The 16,178-nt window shown below is 59.2% G+C and carries 12 protein-coding genes and 1 pseudogene; 5 read left to right on the top strand and 8 right to left on the bottom strand.

Going from position 1 to position 16,178, the window contains the following annotated elements; genetic code table 11:
• Positions 1-84 precede the first annotated feature (84 nt).
• Both HMPREF2651_RS04305 and HMPREF2651_RS04300 read left to right on the top strand, forming a co-directional pair.
• Positions 85-1,311 (top strand): M20 family metallopeptidase, encoded by a 1,227-nt coding sequence (locus tag HMPREF2651_RS04305; protein ID WP_049182306.1) that lies wholly within the window; start codon positions 85-87, stop codon positions 1,309-1,311.
• A 75-nt stretch (positions 1,312-1,386) separates the two neighbouring features.
• Positions 1,387-2,796, top strand: coding sequence for an NAD(P)H-quinone dehydrogenase (locus tag HMPREF2651_RS04300; RefSeq protein ID WP_038627803.1), 1,410 nt, complete (start codon positions 1,387-1,389; stop codon positions 2,794-2,796).
• Between the two features lie 122 nt (positions 2,797-2,918).
• On the opposite strand, the gene HMPREF2651_RS04295 is transcribed toward HMPREF2651_RS04300, so the two are convergent.
• From HMPREF2651_RS04295 to pgi, 5 genes are all read right to left on the bottom strand, one after another.
• Positions 2,919-3,197: a mycoredoxin gene (locus HMPREF2651_RS04295; protein ID WP_038627805.1), complete on the bottom strand. Its 279-nt coding sequence runs from the start codon at positions 3,195-3,197 to the stop codon at positions 2,919-2,921.
• Positions 3,198-3,336: 139 nt separating this feature from the next.
• On the bottom strand, positions 3,337-3,867 hold the full coding sequence (locus HMPREF2651_RS04290; protein WP_038627807.1) for a dihydrofolate reductase: 531 nt from the start codon (positions 3,865-3,867) through the stop codon (positions 3,337-3,339).
• Positions 3,868-3,890: 23 nt separating this feature from the next.
• Positions 3,891-4,727 carry a thymidylate synthase gene (locus tag HMPREF2651_RS04285; RefSeq protein WP_049182304.1) on the bottom strand — a complete coding sequence of 279 codons (837 nt, stop codon included), beginning with the start codon at positions 4,725-4,727 and terminating at the stop codon, positions 3,891-3,893.
• Positions 4,728-4,743: 16 nt separating this feature from the next.
• Positions 4,744-5,499 (bottom strand): 3'(2'),5'-bisphosphate nucleotidase CysQ, encoded by a 756-nt coding sequence (locus HMPREF2651_RS04280; RefSeq protein WP_038627816.1) that lies wholly within the window; start codon positions 5,497-5,499, stop codon positions 4,744-4,746.
• A gap of 394 nt (positions 5,500-5,893) precedes the next feature.
• Positions 5,894-7,531 carry a glucose-6-phosphate isomerase gene (gene pgi, locus HMPREF2651_RS04275; protein WP_049182302.1) on the bottom strand — a complete coding sequence of 546 codons (1,638 nt, stop codon included), beginning with the start codon at positions 7,529-7,531 and terminating at the stop codon, positions 5,894-5,896.
• A gap of 213 nt (positions 7,532-7,744) precedes the next feature.
• Between pgi and HMPREF2651_RS04270 the strand changes: the two are divergent.
• A pseudogene (locus tag HMPREF2651_RS04270) lies at positions 7,745-9,228 on the top strand (NAD-dependent succinate-semialdehyde dehydrogenase).
• Positions 9,229-9,250: 22 nt separating this feature from the next.
• Here the strand turns inward: HMPREF2651_RS04270 and HMPREF2651_RS04265 are convergent.
• A complete protein-coding gene (locus HMPREF2651_RS04265) occupies positions 9,251-9,625 on the bottom strand; it encodes a chorismate mutase (protein ID WP_038627823.1) in 375 nt (124 codons plus the stop codon).
• Between the two features lie 65 nt (positions 9,626-9,690).
• Between HMPREF2651_RS04265 and HMPREF2651_RS04260 the strand changes: the two genes are divergently transcribed.
• Positions 9,691-12,390, top strand: coding sequence for a UvrD-helicase domain-containing protein (locus HMPREF2651_RS04260; protein ID WP_049182298.1), 2,700 nt, complete (start codon positions 9,691-9,693; stop codon positions 12,388-12,390).
• A 67-nt stretch (positions 12,391-12,457) separates the two neighbouring features.
• Here HMPREF2651_RS04260 and HMPREF2651_RS04255 read toward each other — a convergent pair whose 3' ends face one another.
• Together HMPREF2651_RS04255 and HMPREF2651_RS04250 are read right to left on the bottom strand one after the other, a co-directional pair.
• Positions 12,458-12,949: a hotdog fold domain-containing protein gene (locus HMPREF2651_RS04255; RefSeq protein ID WP_049182296.1), complete on the bottom strand. Its 492-nt coding sequence runs from the start codon at positions 12,947-12,949 to the stop codon at positions 12,458-12,460.
• A 152-nt stretch (positions 12,950-13,101) separates the two neighbouring features.
• Positions 13,102-13,809 (bottom strand): M23 family metallopeptidase, encoded by a 708-nt coding sequence (locus tag HMPREF2651_RS04250; protein WP_070585984.1) that lies wholly within the window; start codon positions 13,807-13,809, stop codon positions 13,102-13,104.
• A gap of 532 nt (positions 13,810-14,341) precedes the next feature.
• Between HMPREF2651_RS04250 and HMPREF2651_RS04245 the strand changes: the two genes are divergently transcribed.
• Positions 14,342-16,171: a cell division protein PerM gene (locus HMPREF2651_RS04245; RefSeq protein WP_070585983.1), complete on the top strand. Its 1,830-nt coding sequence runs from the start codon at positions 14,342-14,344 to the stop codon at positions 16,169-16,171.
• The last annotated feature ends 7 nt before the right edge of the window (positions 16,172-16,178 follow it).

The raw sequence follows: 16,178 nt of genomic DNA, 5'->3' as shown, positions 1-16,178 counted from the left end.
CTTGCCGGCCACTGCTATCGCTGGCCCAGTCGTCGGTAGGCCTCTTGTTACGGCCTGTCGATGGAGCGCTTACACTGGAGAGTTGTGATTGAGGAGTTTATTAAGCACTGGTGGGCCGAGCATGCGAACGAGATTCTCGAGTGGCGGCGGCATCTTCATGCGCACCCAGAGCTATCTCACATGGAGCACGCCACCACGGCTTTTGTGGAGGAGAAGCTGCGTGCTGCAGGGCTGAAACCAGTGCTGTTTCCCAACACCGGCTTGATGGTTGACATTGGTGAAGCCGAACTCGCCGGTAGTGACGCCGGAGGTGAACTCCCAGGGCGTCTCGCTTTCCGTGGTGACATAGACGCGCTTCCAATAACTGAGACCACGGGGCTGGAGTTTGCCAGCACCAACGATGGCGTCATGCATGCCTGCGGGCATGATTTTCACACCGCGATTACGCTCGCGACGGCATTGGCCATGGCTGAGTACCACGAGAAGCACACGTTGCCTACTCCGCTGCGTTTCATTTTCCAACCGGCAGAGGAAGTCATGGTTGGCGGTGCGCCCGAAGTTATCGCTGCCGGTGCGCTCAATGGTGTTGAACGTATTTTTGCTGTCCACTGTGAGCCGAAGTTACGTGTCGGTCACGTTGGCGTTCGAACAGGTGCCATCACCTCTGCAGCCGACACCCTGGAGATTCAGGTGCATGGTTCGGGCGGGCATACCTCTCGTCCGCAGATGACGGCCGATGTTGTCTATGCGCTGGGTAAATTGATTGTAGATTTGCCAGGCTTGCTGTCGCGACGCGTCGATCCTCGTACGGGCACCGTGCTGACGTTTGGCTCCGTTCACTCCGGGTACGCGCACAACGCGATTCCGTCGGAAGGCAGCGTCAGTGGCACCCTGCGCACCGCGGACATCAAGACCTGGCGCGACATCGATCCACTTGTGCGCGAACTGATTGAACAGGTCCTCGCTCCGACCGGCGCCGATTGCACCATCAACTACGAGCGTGGCGTGCCGCCTGTGCTTAACGACGAATACTGCACCGCCCTGATTGCGGAAGCGGTGCGACGAGTGGACGAGAATGCTGTCATTCAGGCCCCACAGTCGTCCGGCGGCGAGGACTTCGGTTGGTATCTCGAGCACGTCCCGGGTGCGATGGCTCGTCTGGGCTGCTGGTCCGGTCGTGGAGACAAGCACGATTTGCACCGAGATGATCTAATCGTGGACGAGCGTTGCCTGGGCGTTGGTGTGAAACTCTTCGCTGGCATCGTCGCACGCTATGAGGATGGCGCGCAGTCAACCATGACTGTCCGTTAGACTATTGGGGCAAAGCGGGGAAAACGCCTCCCGCGGTAGTTACATTGTGATATCCACGGCAACTTTGGAGGATTTGTGGCACAGAGGATCGTAATCATTGGCGGCGGCCCAGCCGGCTACGAAGCAGCGCTGGTTGGCGCCAAGTACGGTGCTGAAGTCACTGTGGTTGAGGATGCCGGTATGGGCGGTTCGTCCGTCCTGTGGGATTGCGTTCCCTCTAAGGCTTTCATCGCGGCGACGGGCGTTCGTACCGATATGCGCCGTGCGGACGAGATGGGTCTTCGCCCGGACTTCTCCCAGCGTAAAATCGACTTCACTGCGGTCAACGAGCGCGTTAAGCGCCTGGCGCAGCAGCAGTCTGACGATGTTCGCGCACAGATGGAGCGCGAGGGCATCAAGATGCTGCAGGGCCGCGGTCGTCTCGATGACCACGACCCGGGCCGTGTAACTCACTACGTCACCGTCGACTTGCTCGAGGGCGGCGAGGTCACTCTTGAAGCCGACCTGGTGCTGGTCTGCACCGGTGCGTCCCCACGTATTCTGCCGGGTGCGATTCCTGATGGTGACCGTATTTTGACCTGGCGTCAGGTTTACGAACTGGAGGAGCTGCCGGAGCACCTCATTGTGGTCGGTTCTGGTGTTACCGGTGCGGAGTTCGTATCCTCGTTCACCGAGTTGGGTGTGAAGGTCACCATGGTCGCTTCGCGTGACCGTATCCTGCCGCACGAGGATGCTGACGCTGCAGATGCCCTGGAGGAGGTCCTGCTGGAGCGCGGTGTGGACGTTGTGAAGAACGCCCGCTGTGATCTTGTCGAACGCACTGAGGACGGCGGCGTTCGCGTCGTCACTTCCGACGGCCGTGAGGTCTTCGGCTCCCACGCGTTGATGACCGTCGGATCGATTCCGAACACTGCGGATATGGGTCTGGACGCAAGTGGTGTGAAAATGACCCCGTCTGGCCACATTCACGTTGACCGTGTTTCCCGCACCAACGTGCCGGGTATCTACGCTGCCGGTGACTGCACCGACTTGTTCCCGCTGGCTTCCGTTGCAGCTATGCAGGGTCGTATTGCGATGTACCACGCCCTCGGTGAAGGTGTTTCGCCAATTCGCCTGCGCACCGTTTCCTCGGCAGTGTTCACCCGCCCGGAGATTGCGACTGTTGGTGTCTCCCAGGCTCAGATTGAGTCCGGTGAGGTCTCCGCTCGTGTTGAGGTTTTCCCGCTGGCAGGTAACCCGCGTGCGAAGATGCGCTCGCTGCGCCACGGCTTCGTCAAGCTGTTCTGCCGTAAGAATTCCGGCATGATTATCGGTGGTGTGGTGGTCGCTCCGACCGCCTCGGAGCTGATTCTGCCAATTGCTGTGTGTGTTTCCAACCAGCTCACCGTCGATGACCTGGCAAGCTCCTTCTCTGTCTACCCGTCGCTGTCTGGCTCGATTACTGAGGCTGCTCGTCAGCTGATGGCACACGACGATTTGGATTAATGCTGGTATCGCGACTGGCAGCATGACCGGCCGCACTCGTAATTAAAACAAGCCGAGCCCCGAAAGTGGGGCTCGGCTTTTTGGTTGTGCAATAAGAACGTACCGATGCGCTTATGCTGCGCTTACTTGCTGGAGAGTTCAGCGTACTTAGCGGTGACTTCCTCCACAGACGGATTCGTGGCGTGCTCGCCATCGGAGTACAGCACAGTCGGCACAACGCGGTTGCCGTCATTGACGGACTCAACCCACTTCGAAAGGTCGTCGTGCTTTTCGACGTCCCAAGCCTCAAACGGAGTGCCGTTTTCCTTCAGGCCAGCAATGAGGTTCTGGCAGAAAGGGCACCAGGCCGCAGCGTAAATGGTCACGTGTTCGGTGGTCTGTGGAGTCTTCACATCAGTCATACTTAGTCCAACGCGCGGACCAAGGCCGATATTCCATTGCGCAATACGTCCGCCGGGCAGTAGCCCCACCTCAGAGCCTTGCTAGGCAGCCTTCCCAGATGCTCTTCGGAGGCTTTCCTTCCGAGGCTTTTAAAGGAAGCTAATCCTCTATGCGCCGCCATGTGCAGAAGCGGTAGCGTAGGCCGGTCGTTGACGTCTGCCACGGGCCATCCTCAATGCGGACCCAGTCGTAGAGGTCGGGAGCCATGACCGGTACCGGGACATTGACATCAGTATCAATGTCGGTGACCACGCATTCGTCGGCAAGCGAAAGTGCATCGCGATAGACACGTCCGCCCCCGATAATCCATGCTGCGGGCTCGTCGGCGACGGCTGCGAGTGCCGCTTCGAGACTGGCTGCGGATTCACCGCCGGGGAAATCGGACACGGAGCGTGAAAGGACGATGTTTCGACGACCCGGGAGTGGACGGAACTTGGGATTCAGCGAGTCCCACGTGCGGCGCCCCATGATGACTGGTGCGCCCATCGTCGTTGTTTTGAAATGCTGGAGATCTTCAGGCAGATGCCAGGGCATAGTCGCGCCGTCGCCGATAATGCCGGCCCGAGACTGCGCCCAAATCATCCCTACAAACGGGGGCCTTGCACTGGTGGAAGCGGTGGACTCGTTCATGTCGACACTCACCTTTCGCTGACTTAGACAGCCACCTGACCGCGAATCAGAGGATGCGGGTCGTAGCCGATGACCTCGATGTCCTCGTAAGCGTAGTCGAAAATGCTGTCGGCCTTCCGAAGCTTCAGCGTGGGATAGGGGCGTGGCTCACGGGAGACCTGCAGTTCGCACTGTTCAATGTGGTTGTCGTAGATGTGGCAATCACCACCGGTCCAGATGAACTCACCAACATCCAAGCCCGCCTGCTGCGCCATCATGTGCGTCAACAGTGCATAGGAAGCGATGTTAAATGGCACGCCCAGGAACATGTCCGCGCTGCGCTGGTAGAGCTGGCAGCTGAGCTTGCCATCTGCGACGTAGAACTGGAACAGCAGATGGCATGGCGGCAGCGCCATATTGGAAATCTCGGAGACATTCCAGGCGCTGACGATGTTGCGGCGGCTATCCGGGTTGGACTTCAAAGTCTCCAGCGCCTGTGCAATCTGGTCGATGTGGTGCCCATCCGGAGTGGGCCAGGAGCGCCACTGCACGCCATAGACCGGGCCGAGGTCGCCGTTGTCGTCTGCCCACTCATCCCAAATAGTCACTCCGCGGTCCTGGAGCCACCGGACGTTTGAATCGCCGCGGAGGAACCACAGCAGCTCGTACACGATGGACTTCAGGTGCACCTTTTTAGTGGTGATCAGCGGGAAGCCCTCGCTCAGATCAAAGCGCAGTTGGCGGCCGAACACTGAGCGAGTGCCCGTGCCAGTGCGGTCTGATTTCGCTGCTCCGTCAGCGAGAATTTCGCGCAGCAAATCCTCGTACGGAGTCTTAATGCCCTGATGAGGCTGTGTCGTGATGTCAGTGGAGTCGGTCATAGCCGCCCTAACTTACCTACTTCTGCTCTTGATTCTTGAATTCCTTCACCGCTGCCAGAATCTCCTCCGACAGGTCCGGTCGGCAGAACAGCATATCCGGCAGGAAAGTATCGACATTATTGTAGGTCGGCGCGGAGCCGTCTAGGCGGCTGACATGCAAACCGGCGGACTTAGCGACACCAACCGGCGCTGCCGAGTCCCACTCGTACTGACCACCGTCGTGGATGTAGGCGTCGTAGTCACCGAGCAGCACGTGCATTGCCTTCGCGCCAGCGGAGCCCATCTCCACCAGCTCCATGCCCAGCTTGTCAGCGACGTACTTTGCCACAGCCGGTGGGCGAGTACGCGATACGACAATCTTGCCCGCACGCGGCCCCTGCACAGCCTTGGCCTCACCCGTGTGGAAAACCTGGCCGTGATCCGGCAGACCAACAGCAGCGTGGGTCGGCTGACCGTCCTCTACCAGAGCGACATGAACTGCCCAGTCCTGACGGCCCGAAGCAAACTCTCGAGTGCCATCGAGTGGGTCAATGATCCACACACGCTTTGAGTCCAGGCGCTCACGGTTATCCGCGGCTTCCTCCGACAGCAGTCCGTCGTCCGGACGGTGCTGCTCCAGTACGCGGGCAATCCACTCCTGTGCCAGTGCGTCGCCGGCATCTCCCAGAATGCGGCCACGCAGCAGGCCTACGTTGCGGACACCCTTGAGAATTTCACTGGCGCCCACGGCAAGTCGATAGGCAAGAACATCATCTTCAATGTAGGCAGACATGACTTAGATACTATTCACTTTTTCCCAACCCCGCTTTACGACGAGATGCCGCGACTTATTCTCACCGCAGCCAGGTGGCCTCATTGGCTTAGCTCCAGACCTTGCGCAGGTGTTAGTTGAGCCTTGCTAGCTCCAGTTGCCGACTACGCATCCTGACTAGACTTAAGTGGCATGAAGACCTTGCTGAATATCATTTGGCTTTTGTTCGGTGGCCTGTGGCCAATGTCAAGATGATCCCGGTGACCTGCTTCCCATTTGGCAAGGAGATTGTTAAGGGCTATCGCGCTGACGGTTACGCGGTGAAGATTTAGGGGGATACAAATAACAAAAGTCCGCCCGCAGCGAGAAGCCGAGGGCGGGCTGTTAGCTATTTAGGCCAGCTGTCTAAGAGCCGCTAGCGCTTATCTCGGTACCACGTCAGCAGCGCATCGGTGGAAGTATCGCCAGAATCCGGTGCTACTTCACCAGTGACCGCAGGCAGCAGGTCACCGGCCTGCTGCTTGCCCAGCTCCACGCCCCACTGGTCGAAGGAGTTCAGGCCCCAGACAATGCCCTCGACGAAAGTGATGTGCTCGTAGAGTGCAATCAGCGCACCGACAGCGTCCGGGGTCAGTTCCTCGGCCATGATGGTCGTGGTCGGACGGTTACCCGGCATGACCTTGTGCTCTACGAGTTCCTCGGCAACGCCCTCTGCGCGAATTTCTTCTGCGGTCTTACCGAAGGCCAGCACCTTGGTCTGTGCGAAGAAGTTACTCATCAGTAGGTCGTGCATGGAACCTTCGCCAGATGCCGTCGGCAGATCCTGGCGTGGGCGGGCAAAGCCGATGAAGTCAGCCGGAACCAGGCGAGTTCCCTGGTGAAGGAGCTGGAAGAAAGCGTGCTGGCCGTTCGTTCCCGGCTCACCCCAGAAGATTTCTCCGGTGTTGTAGTCCACCCTCTTGCCGTCGGTACGCACGGACTTACCGTTCGATTCCATGGTGAGCTGCTGGAGGTACGCCGGGAAGCGAGAGAGATCCTCGGAGTAGGGCAGCACGGCATGCGACTGAGCGTCGAGGAAGTTCGAGTACCAAACATTCAGCATGCCCATCAGCACCGGCACGTTCTGCTCCAGCGGAGCGTTGAGGAAGTGCTCATCCATTGCGCGGAAGCCCTGCAGGAAGCGCATGAAGTCCATCGGACCAACGACGGCCATGATGGACAGGCCGATGGCGGAGTCGACGGAGTAGCGGCCGCCGACCCAGTCCCAGAAGCCAAACATGTTCTCAGTGTCGATGCCGAATTCGGCGACCTTTTCGGCATTCGTGGAAACGGCAACGAAGTGCTTGGCGACGGCTTCTTCGCTACCCAGCTGCTGGATAAGCCAGCGGCGAGCTGCGTGAGCGTTGGAGAGCGTCTCCTGCGTGGTGAAGGTCTTGGAAGCGACGATAAACAGCGTGGACTCCGGATCGACCTCATCCAGAACTGCCTGCAGATCAGACGGGTCAACGTTGGAGACGAAGCGGGCATCAATGCCGGCAGTGGCGTAGGTGCGCAGCGCCTTGGTCACCATTGCCGGGCCCAAGTCGGAGCCACCGATGCCGATGTTGACCACAGTCTTAATAGTGTGACCTGTGTATCCCAGCCAGTCTCCACTGCGGAGGCTGCGAGCAAAGTCGCGCATGCGGCCGAGCACCTCATGCACGTCGGCAGCGACATCCTGGTCGCCGACGGTCAAATTTTCCTCTGCTGGCAGGCGCAGCGCTGTGTGCAGCACAGAGCGGTTTTCAGTGGTGTTGATCTTGTCACCGCGGAACATCCTCTCGCGTGCTTCTTCGATGCCAGCGGCGCGAGCGAGCTCAACCAGCTCGGCAAAACCGTCGAGGCACATCAAGTTCTTGGAAAGGTCAACGTGGAGAGTGCCCGCATCGAAAGTCAGCTTCTCAGTGCGGCCATCTTCATTGGCGAAAAGCTCACGCAGCGAGGTGGCGCGAACATTGTCCACGCGCTTAGCCAGCTGAGCCCACTGTTCGGTTGCGGTGATATCTACAGTCATTCCTGCTCCCAGGTAATTTTTGACGAAATGCACTTTATACCTCCCCAGACTAGTTACGTTTTGGCGCTCTCGCCGGGCGGCAGGATTCGACCAGGCGTGACCGCAATCTGCCAGCAACTCGATTCCGCTGTGCTTATGCGTCGCTTATGCGTCGCCCAACCGCCACCTACGAGCCCCTAGCCCGCTTCAGCAAAGGCACCTACCCTGGAAAATATGACTGATTTCACTCCTGATTACGACAACATCCTCAAAGACGTCCCCACCGGTCTGCTTATCGGTGGCCAGTTCCGCCCCGCGTCGAATGGCGAGACCTTCGACGTAATTAACCCCGCCACCGACAAGACGCTGGTCAAGGTCGCTTCTGCCACCGAGGAAGACGCCAAGCAGGCGCTTGACGACGCCGTCGCCGCCCAAGCGGAGTGGAAGGCAACCCCGCCCCGCAAGCGCAGCGAGATTCTTTACCGCGCATTTGAACTCATCCGTCGGGATGCAGACAAGTTGGCCCAGCTGCAGTCCCTGGAGATGGGCCGTGCGTTGCCGGATTCCAAGGCTGAGGTCGGCTACGGTGGCGAGTTTTTTCGTTGGTTCGCTGAGGAGGCCGTGCGTATCTCTGGCGATTACCGAATTTCTCCGAGCGGGACCTCGCGCGTCGCGGTGATTAAGCAGCCGGTCGGCCCGGTGCTGGCGATTACGCCGTGGAACTTCCCGCTGGCGATGGGTGCTCGCAAGATCGCCCCGGCACTGGCCGCCGGTTGCCCGATTATTATTAAGCCCGCTTCCAAGACTCCGCTGACCATGCTCTACCTGGGCAAACTTCTTGTCGAGGCCGGTGTTCCCGCAGGTGTCGTTTCCGTGTTGCCGACGGGGCACTCATCCAATGTCTCAGCCCTGCTTTCCGATGACCGCCTGCGCAAGTTCACCTTCACCGGTTCCACCGAAGTTGGCCAGATGCTCGCTGCGAAGGCCGCGGAAACTTCGATGAAAGTCTCCCTTGAACTCGGCGGAAATGCTCCGTTTGTCATTCTCTCTGATGGTGATGTCGATAAGGCTGTGCAGGCAGTCAGTGTCGCCAAGCTCCGCAATGGCGGCCAGGTGTGTATCGCCCCGAATCGCTTTATTGTTCATGAATCCAAGAAGGATGCGTTCGTCGAGGGCGTCGTTAAGCGTTTTGCGGAGCTGAAGTTGGGCGAGGGTACCGATCCGGCGACGGACCTTGGGCCACTCGCGCTGCGTGATCAACAGGAAAAGGTTCGTGATCTGGTTGACGATGCGGTCAAGCGCGGTGCGAAGGTAGAGTGCGGCGGCAAGATCCCAGATCTCGGCGGCGCGCTTTCCGACGGCTACTTCTTCGAGCCCACAGTTCTGACCGATGTGCCCGAGGATGCGGATATTGTCCGCGAAGAGATTTTCGGTCCGGTGGTTGCGGTGACGACCTTCACGGACGATGGCCGTGCGATTGAGCAGGCAAATGACACCATCTTTGGTCTGGCGGCGTATGTGTTCAGTGAGAACCTGACCAAGGCACTTGGTGCGGCAGAGACGTTGGAGTCGGGCATGGTTGCGGTCAATAAGGGCTCGCTGTCGGACCCGTCGGCGCCGTTCGGTGGTGTCAAGCAGTCCGGCCTTGGACGTGAGGGGGGGGCTTCACCGGTATCGATGAGTTCCTAGAGGAAAAGCTGATTTCCCTGGAAGGCTAGCCGGACAGGTAGCTGGCGAGGGTTAGCCCAGGCGACCGCGTCCCATGCGCAGCAGAGCCGACGCGATTGCCGGGCCCTCTGGGCCAAGTGCGTCGCGGAACTCGTTGATGATCTGCACCTCTCGGCCGTGCACGAGACGCGTGCCGCCAGATCCCAGGCGGGTTTTGCCGACGGCCTTACTGATTGCGGTGCGGCGTTGAATGGCATCGATAATCAGCCCGTCAAGGCGGTTGATTTCCTTGCGGTACTGTTCGATCTCCGCGGAGCTCAACGGGTCATCGGTGCCGGTGGGGGTGCGGACTTCAAAAGGGGATACTGCCGCAGCCTGTTGGCTGTGCTCAGCGCCGTTGGTGTTGTCGGTGTGTGCGGCGGGAGTGTCCGCAGGGTTTTCGCTCATAGTTCTTATTGTGCCAAAGGATTCGAACAGTCCAATCCGGGGGCTCGGCTACTGTAGTAGCCATCATGGGAAATGAAACTGGAATGTTGTTCGGGTCCTTCAATGCTGACGATGGCCGTCGTGGTGATAGCCATGGTGGTTCGAACCACGGTGAGTCGGGCGGTGCTACGCCTGGCCGTGGTGGGTTCGGCCACTTCGCCGGCGCTGGTAGCAATAGCGCGCCGAGTGGCGCTGCCAGCTTTGGCGGCGGTTTTGGCGGTGGCTTCGAGCCCAGTTTTGATTCAGAGTCGCTGTTAGAGGGGCTTAATCCGCAGCAGCGCCAAGCAGTGGAGCACATTGGCTCACCACTGTTGATTGTGGCTGGAGCGGGTTCGGGAAAGACGTCTGTGCTGACGCGCCGGATTGCATACCTGATTGGTGCGCGTGGGGTCCTGCCAAGTCAAATTTTGGCTATTACTTTTACCAATAAGGCCGCAGCCGAGATGCGCGAGCGTGTGGCTGGTCTGGTTGGTGACCAGGCGCAGCGTATGTGGGTGTCCACGTTCCACTCCATGTGTGTGCGCATCCTGCGCATGCAGCATGCGCTAGTACCGGGGCTTAATTCCAATTTCTCTATTTATGATTCGGACGACTCCCGGCGTTTGCTGTCCATGATTGCTAAGGACATGGACCTGGATGCCAAGAAGTTCACCGGCCGCGTGCTCTCGTCGCGTATCTCCAATCTCAAGAATGAATTGATTGACCCGGAGAAGGCCATCGCGGATGCCTCGACGACGCGCAATCCTTTTGATGACGTCGTTGCACGAGTTTACCTGGAGTACCAGACCAGGCTGCGGGCGGCTAATGCCGTGGACTTTGACGATCTAATCGGTGAGGTCGTTCGGATCTTCACCAATCACCCGCAGGTTGCAGAGTATTACCGTCGCCGCTTCCGGCATGTGTTGGTGGATGAGTACCAGGACACCAACCATGCGCAGTATGTTTTGGTCTCGACGCTCGTCGGCAAACCCGGTGGAGATGTGCCTCCGAGTGAGCTGTGTGTGGTGGGCGATTCGGACCAGTCCATTTATGCCTTCCGTGGTGCGACTATTCGAAATATTGAAGAGTTTGAAAAGGACTATCCCGAGGCCACGTCGATTCTGCTGGAGCAAAACTATCGCTCGACGCAGACGATTCTGTCGGCGGCCAATGCGTTGATTGCGCGGAATGAGAATCGCCGGGAGAAGAAGCTGTGGACCGATCTCGGTGAGGGCGGCAAGATCAAGGGCTACGTGGCGGACAATGAGCACGATGAGGCTCGGTTTATCGCTAACGAGATTGAGCAATTGGTCGACTACGGGCCGTACTCGTATTCGGATGTGGCGATTTTCTACCGCACCAATAATTCCTCTCGTGCGCTAGAGGATGTCTTCATTCGTATGGGCGTGCCGTACACGGTGGTTGGTGGCACCAGGTTTTATGAGCGTAAGGAAGTACGCGATATTGTCGCCTACCTGCGCGTTATCGAGAACTTCGACGATGATGTTTCGCTGCGTCGCATTATCAATACGCCGCGCCGCGGAATCGGTGACCGTGCGGTGGCGCATGTGTCGCTCTATGCCGAGGACGAGAGATGCTCGTTCGGCACGGCGCTACGTGCTGTAGCGGAGGGCAAGGTTCCGGCGGTGGCGGCGCGGAGTCGAAACGCGATGGCGGCGTTCGTCGAGATGATTGATGGCTTGGCGGCGGATATGGCATCCGGTGAACTGGCCGATATCGGTGATCTGGTCAACGCGATTATTGATCGCAGTGGGTACAAGTCGGAGCTCGAGCGCTCCAATGATCCGCAAGATGCCACGCGCCTGGACAACCTCAATGAGCTCGTCAGCGTTGCGCGGGAGTTCTCTGCAGAGGCGCGGATGATGTCGTCGGTGGATATTAGCGCTGATGTAAATGAAGGCTCTGGCGCTGCAACTGATGCTGAAAGCGGTGCTGATACTAGTGGCGAGTCCGAGGTGGAATCTGGAATCGCGAATGACCTCGCGCGTGATTTCGCGGCCGACTTCGACAACGATGGGGAAGCGGAGCCGGGAAGTCTGCAGGCATTCCTCGAGCGAGTTTCTCTGGTCGCGGATGCGGACCAGATTCCGGATGATGACACCGGTGTAGTGACGTTGATGACGCTACATACGGCCAAGGGCCTGGAGTTTCCGGTGGTATTTCTCATTGGTTGGGAAGACGGACTGTTCCCGCACCTGCGCGCCCTAGGCGATCCGAAGGAGCTGGCCGAAGAGCGACGTCTGGCCTATGTGGGTATTACCCGAGCTCGCAAGCAGCTGTATCTCACACGCGCTGTGACTCGGTCCTCGTGGGGTTCGCCGCAGAATAATCCGCCCTCACGTTTTCTGGGGGAAGTCCCAAGCGACCTGATTGATTGGCTGCGCGAGGCTCCGGCTCGAAGCTGGGGCTCCGGTTCTGGTGGCTACGGCTCTGGTGGCTACGGCGCAGGCAGCGCGTTTGGTCGTGGCCATGGTGCCTCGTCGGGCTTCGGTTCCAGCTCGGGCTTCGGCTCTGGTGGATCCTCTAACTCTGGTGCGTCATCCCGAAAGAAGAATCAGGTCTTGCACCTAGAGCCCGGTGACAAGGTTGTTCACGACAAGTACGGCTTAGGCACTGTGCTTGAGGTCCAAGGGGCCGCGCCCCGGGCAACTGCGATGATTGACTTTGGATCCGCAGGTAAGGTCCGCATGATGCTTATCGGCGGCGTGCCCATGGAGAAGTTGTAAAAGAACAACCACCGCCCGATTGGCCGTCCCTACCTGCGGCCGTGCACGTGCCACTATCGCGTGGAGGCTACTTAGGCTTCTTCGCCGTCACCCAGCAGTTGATGGTGGCATCTTGCACTTCGGTGCCGTTGGCATCGGTCAGCACGATGTGGACGGGAAAATCTACCCCACCAGTCTCCGGTGTGATGGTGGAGAAGTCCGGCAACTCAGCCTTGGCCACAGCCGTCAGGCCACCAACGGAGATGCGCTTGTAGTTCGTCGTCATGCCCTTTGGAACCCAGCGATGCGTTGTCGGTACGCTGGCCTCACAGAGCATGCCCATCGCGAATTCAACGAGGTTACACGCAGCAATCGCATGCACGGACTTAATGTGATTACGCACGCCCCACCAAGCGGGCATGCGCGCTACCGCCAGTCCAGGCTGCATCGTCTCTAGCTTGGGGCAGATCGTGCGGAAATATGGCGCCGTCAATGCGGCGGTTAAGGAAAATAGACGCTTGCCGACGACCGGAGTCGCAGCCAACTTCTTCCACATGCGGAATGTTTGAGTCTCTGCCATGTGTCAAGGGTAAAGCCCCAGTGCCGGCGGCGATGCCGGTTTCTGAAAAATTAATCAGACGAGGCTTTCAGCTACGGTCAAACAGGGGGCCGGTGCACAAGTAGGGCCTTCGTAGAACGGCCAGGCCTGCTCGTGCCTGTGCCGATACCTGATTAGTTCAGGCTCAGACCACGCTGGATGAACCAGGTCACCGGGTCGACCGGAGTGGTGCCATCCGGGTGAATCTCGAAGTGGAGGTGCGTACCGGTGGAGAAGCCGCGGTTACCCATACCGGCGATGACCTGGCCAGCTCGGACAGCTTCGCCGACAGCGACGTAGATGGACTCAATATGGCCGTAGACGGAAACAGAGCCGTCGTCATGGCGAACGCGGATCCACTGACCGTAGCCCTGAGCCGGGCCTGCATCGATAACAGTGCCGTCCATGACGGACATGATTGGGGTGTTGGTGACGTTAGCCAGGTCGACGCCGTAGTGGAAGGTTCCCCAGCGTGGACCGAACGGTGAGGTCAGCAGTCCCACAGTCGGGATGGAGAGCTTCGGAGCGCGGGCAGCCTGGTCGCGAGCAACGCGCTCCTGGTTGTACTGCAACGCCGTAGCGAGGTGGTCGCTGAGGTTAGTGCTCGGATTGAAGGAGCTGGAGGCCAGCACCATCGGAGCATTGTTCTTCGGCTGAGCAGCGCGGGCCTGAGTCGAAGCTGAGTTCTCCGGAGCCTTATTCTCGGTCTCAGCTGCGTGGGCGACCGCGTTGGAAGAAGCAATCGTCGATGCGGACAGTGCGACCAGTGCTGCGCGAGAAGTTGCGGAAACCTCTACCTTGCGGTGCTTTCCGCCTCCGCGACGAGCATTGAAAAACGTCACTTCAATCTCCCTGCCAACGAAACTCTTTGTAACCCAACTGTTATCTAACTTCTGCGATAATAACGGTTCGATATAGGGCAAGCAACTCATATTTAGAGAACTTGTTCACTAATTTGTCAGTTTCAGTTCAATAGAGCCGTGCTGCGACCGTGGGGCTGTTGTCTTGTATCACGGATCCGGTGAAGCGCAACCGGTGTGTTGCCAGGGGATTTATGGCGGATGCCCCTTAATCGAGGGGGTGGGTAGGGAGGTCGGCAAGTAGTTTCCGGGTGAACTAAGGGTGTGGTAGCGGGGGTGACAAAAGGTAACCCATCGACGTTGACAAATGGAAACCAACGGCGAAGCCACTTTGGGGGGGGGACAGCGGAGGAGGTCGGACTCAACGGATACCGTCCGTCCTGGGATCCGTACCTTCAAATTAGACTCTGCAATGCCTAAACAAAGAGGCGTTGTATGTATGGCACTATATGGCCATGGCTGTGACGCACCCTTGCGTGGCACCCTATCTATATAGGTGGGCAATCAGCTGTCAATGATTAGACGCGGGAAGGACGATGTCACTGTGAAAGGCGCGGATTCGCGGAGAGGTTCCTCCGGTAGCGATCGAAATCGGCGAAGCCGCACCGGTGCCGGTGGCAGCGGCGGTGGTTCCCGTAGCGTCCGCAGTGAGCACAGTGAGCGCACTGCCCGCGCATGGCAGAACACGCAGGCCGGCCGGACTGGCGGTGCGCGCAGCGTCGGTGCCGACAGCAATCGAGGCGCCACGACGAAGATGAAAGCGGGGGGCTCCGGAACGTCGTCACGCAAGGGGCGTCCCTCGGGGGTCCGTCGTTTCATTAACTCTCCCCGTGTGCGCCGGTTTGGGCTGTCTGTTGCCGGTTCTTACGGCGTCGTATTGCTGTTCATCATCTCGGTAGCTCTGATTGGCGTCATCGTCAGCGGCGCTGGAATGTCTCCGCTTCCAGCGAGTATCGCGTCGCTGTGGATGATGTTTAACCTTGCCCCGTTCCGCTTTAACGGCACGACGCTGGGGCTCACGCCGGCGCTACCCGCAGTGCTGACGGTGGCATTCATCGCTTGGCGGGTGCGCCGCGAGGTCGCTGACCGCATCAGCATCAAGGACGTGCGCGCGTTGGTCGGCGCGTATCTGGGCACGCCCATTGTTCTCACCATCATCGCGTGGCTCATGCTTTACGACGCGTCGAAGGTGTTTCCCCGCGTTCAGACCCCCAGTTTCGGTCTGGCGATTGCGGCTGCGCTGCTCGTAAATCTCGTGGCCTTGGTGCTGGGAATGGGGCAGCGGTTGCTGCGTGCACTACTGCTGCGCCGGAAGTTGCCGGAATGGTTGCTCGGGTCTGCGCGACTGGCGGTCAGCTACGTGGCATGGCTGTGGCTGGTCGGTGTTGCGGTGACACTCGTTTCGCTGATTTGGCATCGAGAGTTGCTGGCAGAGACATTTGCAATCACGGATACCGCCGGTGAAAGTGTTGCGGTCAGCGGTCTCTCGCTGCTTTACCTGCCGAATGTAGCCTTCGGTGCTGTCGGTGTGCTGGTAGGTGGAAAATCGACCTTCGGGCCTGCGGAGGCTGGACTATTCGCAGTGCACCCGGCTCAGCTGCCACCCCTGCCGATTTTGGCTGCCATGCCTCAGTCGCTGGCGCACTGGGCTTTCGGAGTGCTGATTGTGCTACCGCCAGCCGTCGCAGCTTGGCGCGTCGTGGCATTCCTGAAGAAATCTGCACCGAAGCAGCCCTACCTGGTCGTCGTTCTCGCTGCCGTGTGGTCAATCATGTTCCTCATGGGGCTGGCTTGGCTGCTCGGCGGTGAGGTTGGCATCTTTGGGTGGGCCGGTGCCTCCTGGTGGCTGACTGGACTGCTCGGCTCGATGTGGCTGGTTGTTCTGGGGGCCATCGTGGTTGTTGCGATGACCGGTGTGCCGTCACTTGGTAGGGACAAGGGAGTCTCGGAAGTGGCCGCAGAAAAGTTCCCGCCGAAGCCTGCGGGAGATGGAAACGGTCATGCTGAGGCTGAGGATGCCGGCGACGCCGATAAGTCCGACAATGACGGGGACAGCTCGGAGGAGTCAGAGGAGTCGGAGGAGATTGTCGACGGGGAAGTCGTAGCGACCTCCGAAGATGAAGTCGAGTCCGACACAGAGGAGGAATCAGAGTCCGGTGCTGAGTCTGAAGATGCTTCAGAAGACGCTGAGGAATCGGACGACTCTGAAGAGGATTCGGAAAGCGCCGCAGGCGGAGGAGAGTCGAGCGAAGTAGATGCGACCGATGAGGGTGAATCCGATGAGGACACCGAAGACTCGGAGGAGGGCGGCGACGGGGAACCGTCGTCAAGCCAAAAGAGCTAAGCCAACT

The organism is Corynebacterium sp. HMSC063A05 (genome assembly GCF_001809695.1).
Lineage (GTDB): Bacteria > Actinomycetota > Actinomycetes > Mycobacteriales > Mycobacteriaceae > Corynebacterium > Corynebacterium amycolatum.
The sequence above is the reverse complement of the archived record's forward strand: the minus strand, read 5'-3'. Positions and strand labels throughout refer to the sequence as shown.

Excerpts from the sequence above, each read along its gene's own strand:
- pgi (WP_049182302.1), bottom strand. The coding sequence starts at position 7,531 with ATGACTGTAGATATCACCGCAACCGAACAGTGGGCTCAGCTGGCTAAG.
- HMPREF2651_RS04255 (WP_049182296.1), bottom strand. The coding sequence starts at position 12,949 with ATGGCAGAGACTCAAACATTCCGCATGTGGAAGAAGTTGGCTGCGACT.
- HMPREF2651_RS04285 (WP_049182304.1), bottom strand. The coding sequence starts at position 4,727 with ATGACCGACTCCACTGACATCACGACACAGCCTCATCAGGGCATTAAG.
- HMPREF2651_RS04245 (WP_070585983.1), top strand. The coding sequence starts at position 14,342 with ATGATTAGACGCGGGAAGGACGATGTCACTGTGAAAGGCGCGGATTCG.
- HMPREF2651_RS04290 (WP_038627807.1), bottom strand. The coding sequence starts at position 3,867 with ATGAACGAGTCCACCGCTTCCACCAGTGCAAGGCCCCCGTTTGTAGGG.
- HMPREF2651_RS04295 (WP_038627805.1), bottom strand. The coding sequence starts at position 3,197 with ATGACTGATGTGAAGACTCCACAGACCACCGAACACGTGACCATTTAC.
- HMPREF2651_RS04260 (WP_049182298.1), top strand. The coding sequence starts at position 9,691 with ATGGGAAATGAAACTGGAATGTTGTTCGGGTCCTTCAATGCTGACGAT.
- HMPREF2651_RS04265 (WP_038627823.1), bottom strand. The coding sequence starts at position 9,625 with ATGAGCGAAAACCCTGCGGACACTCCCGCCGCACACACCGACAACACC.
- HMPREF2651_RS04280 (WP_038627816.1), bottom strand. The coding sequence starts at position 5,499 with ATGTCTGCCTACATTGAAGATGATGTTCTTGCCTATCGACTTGCCGTG.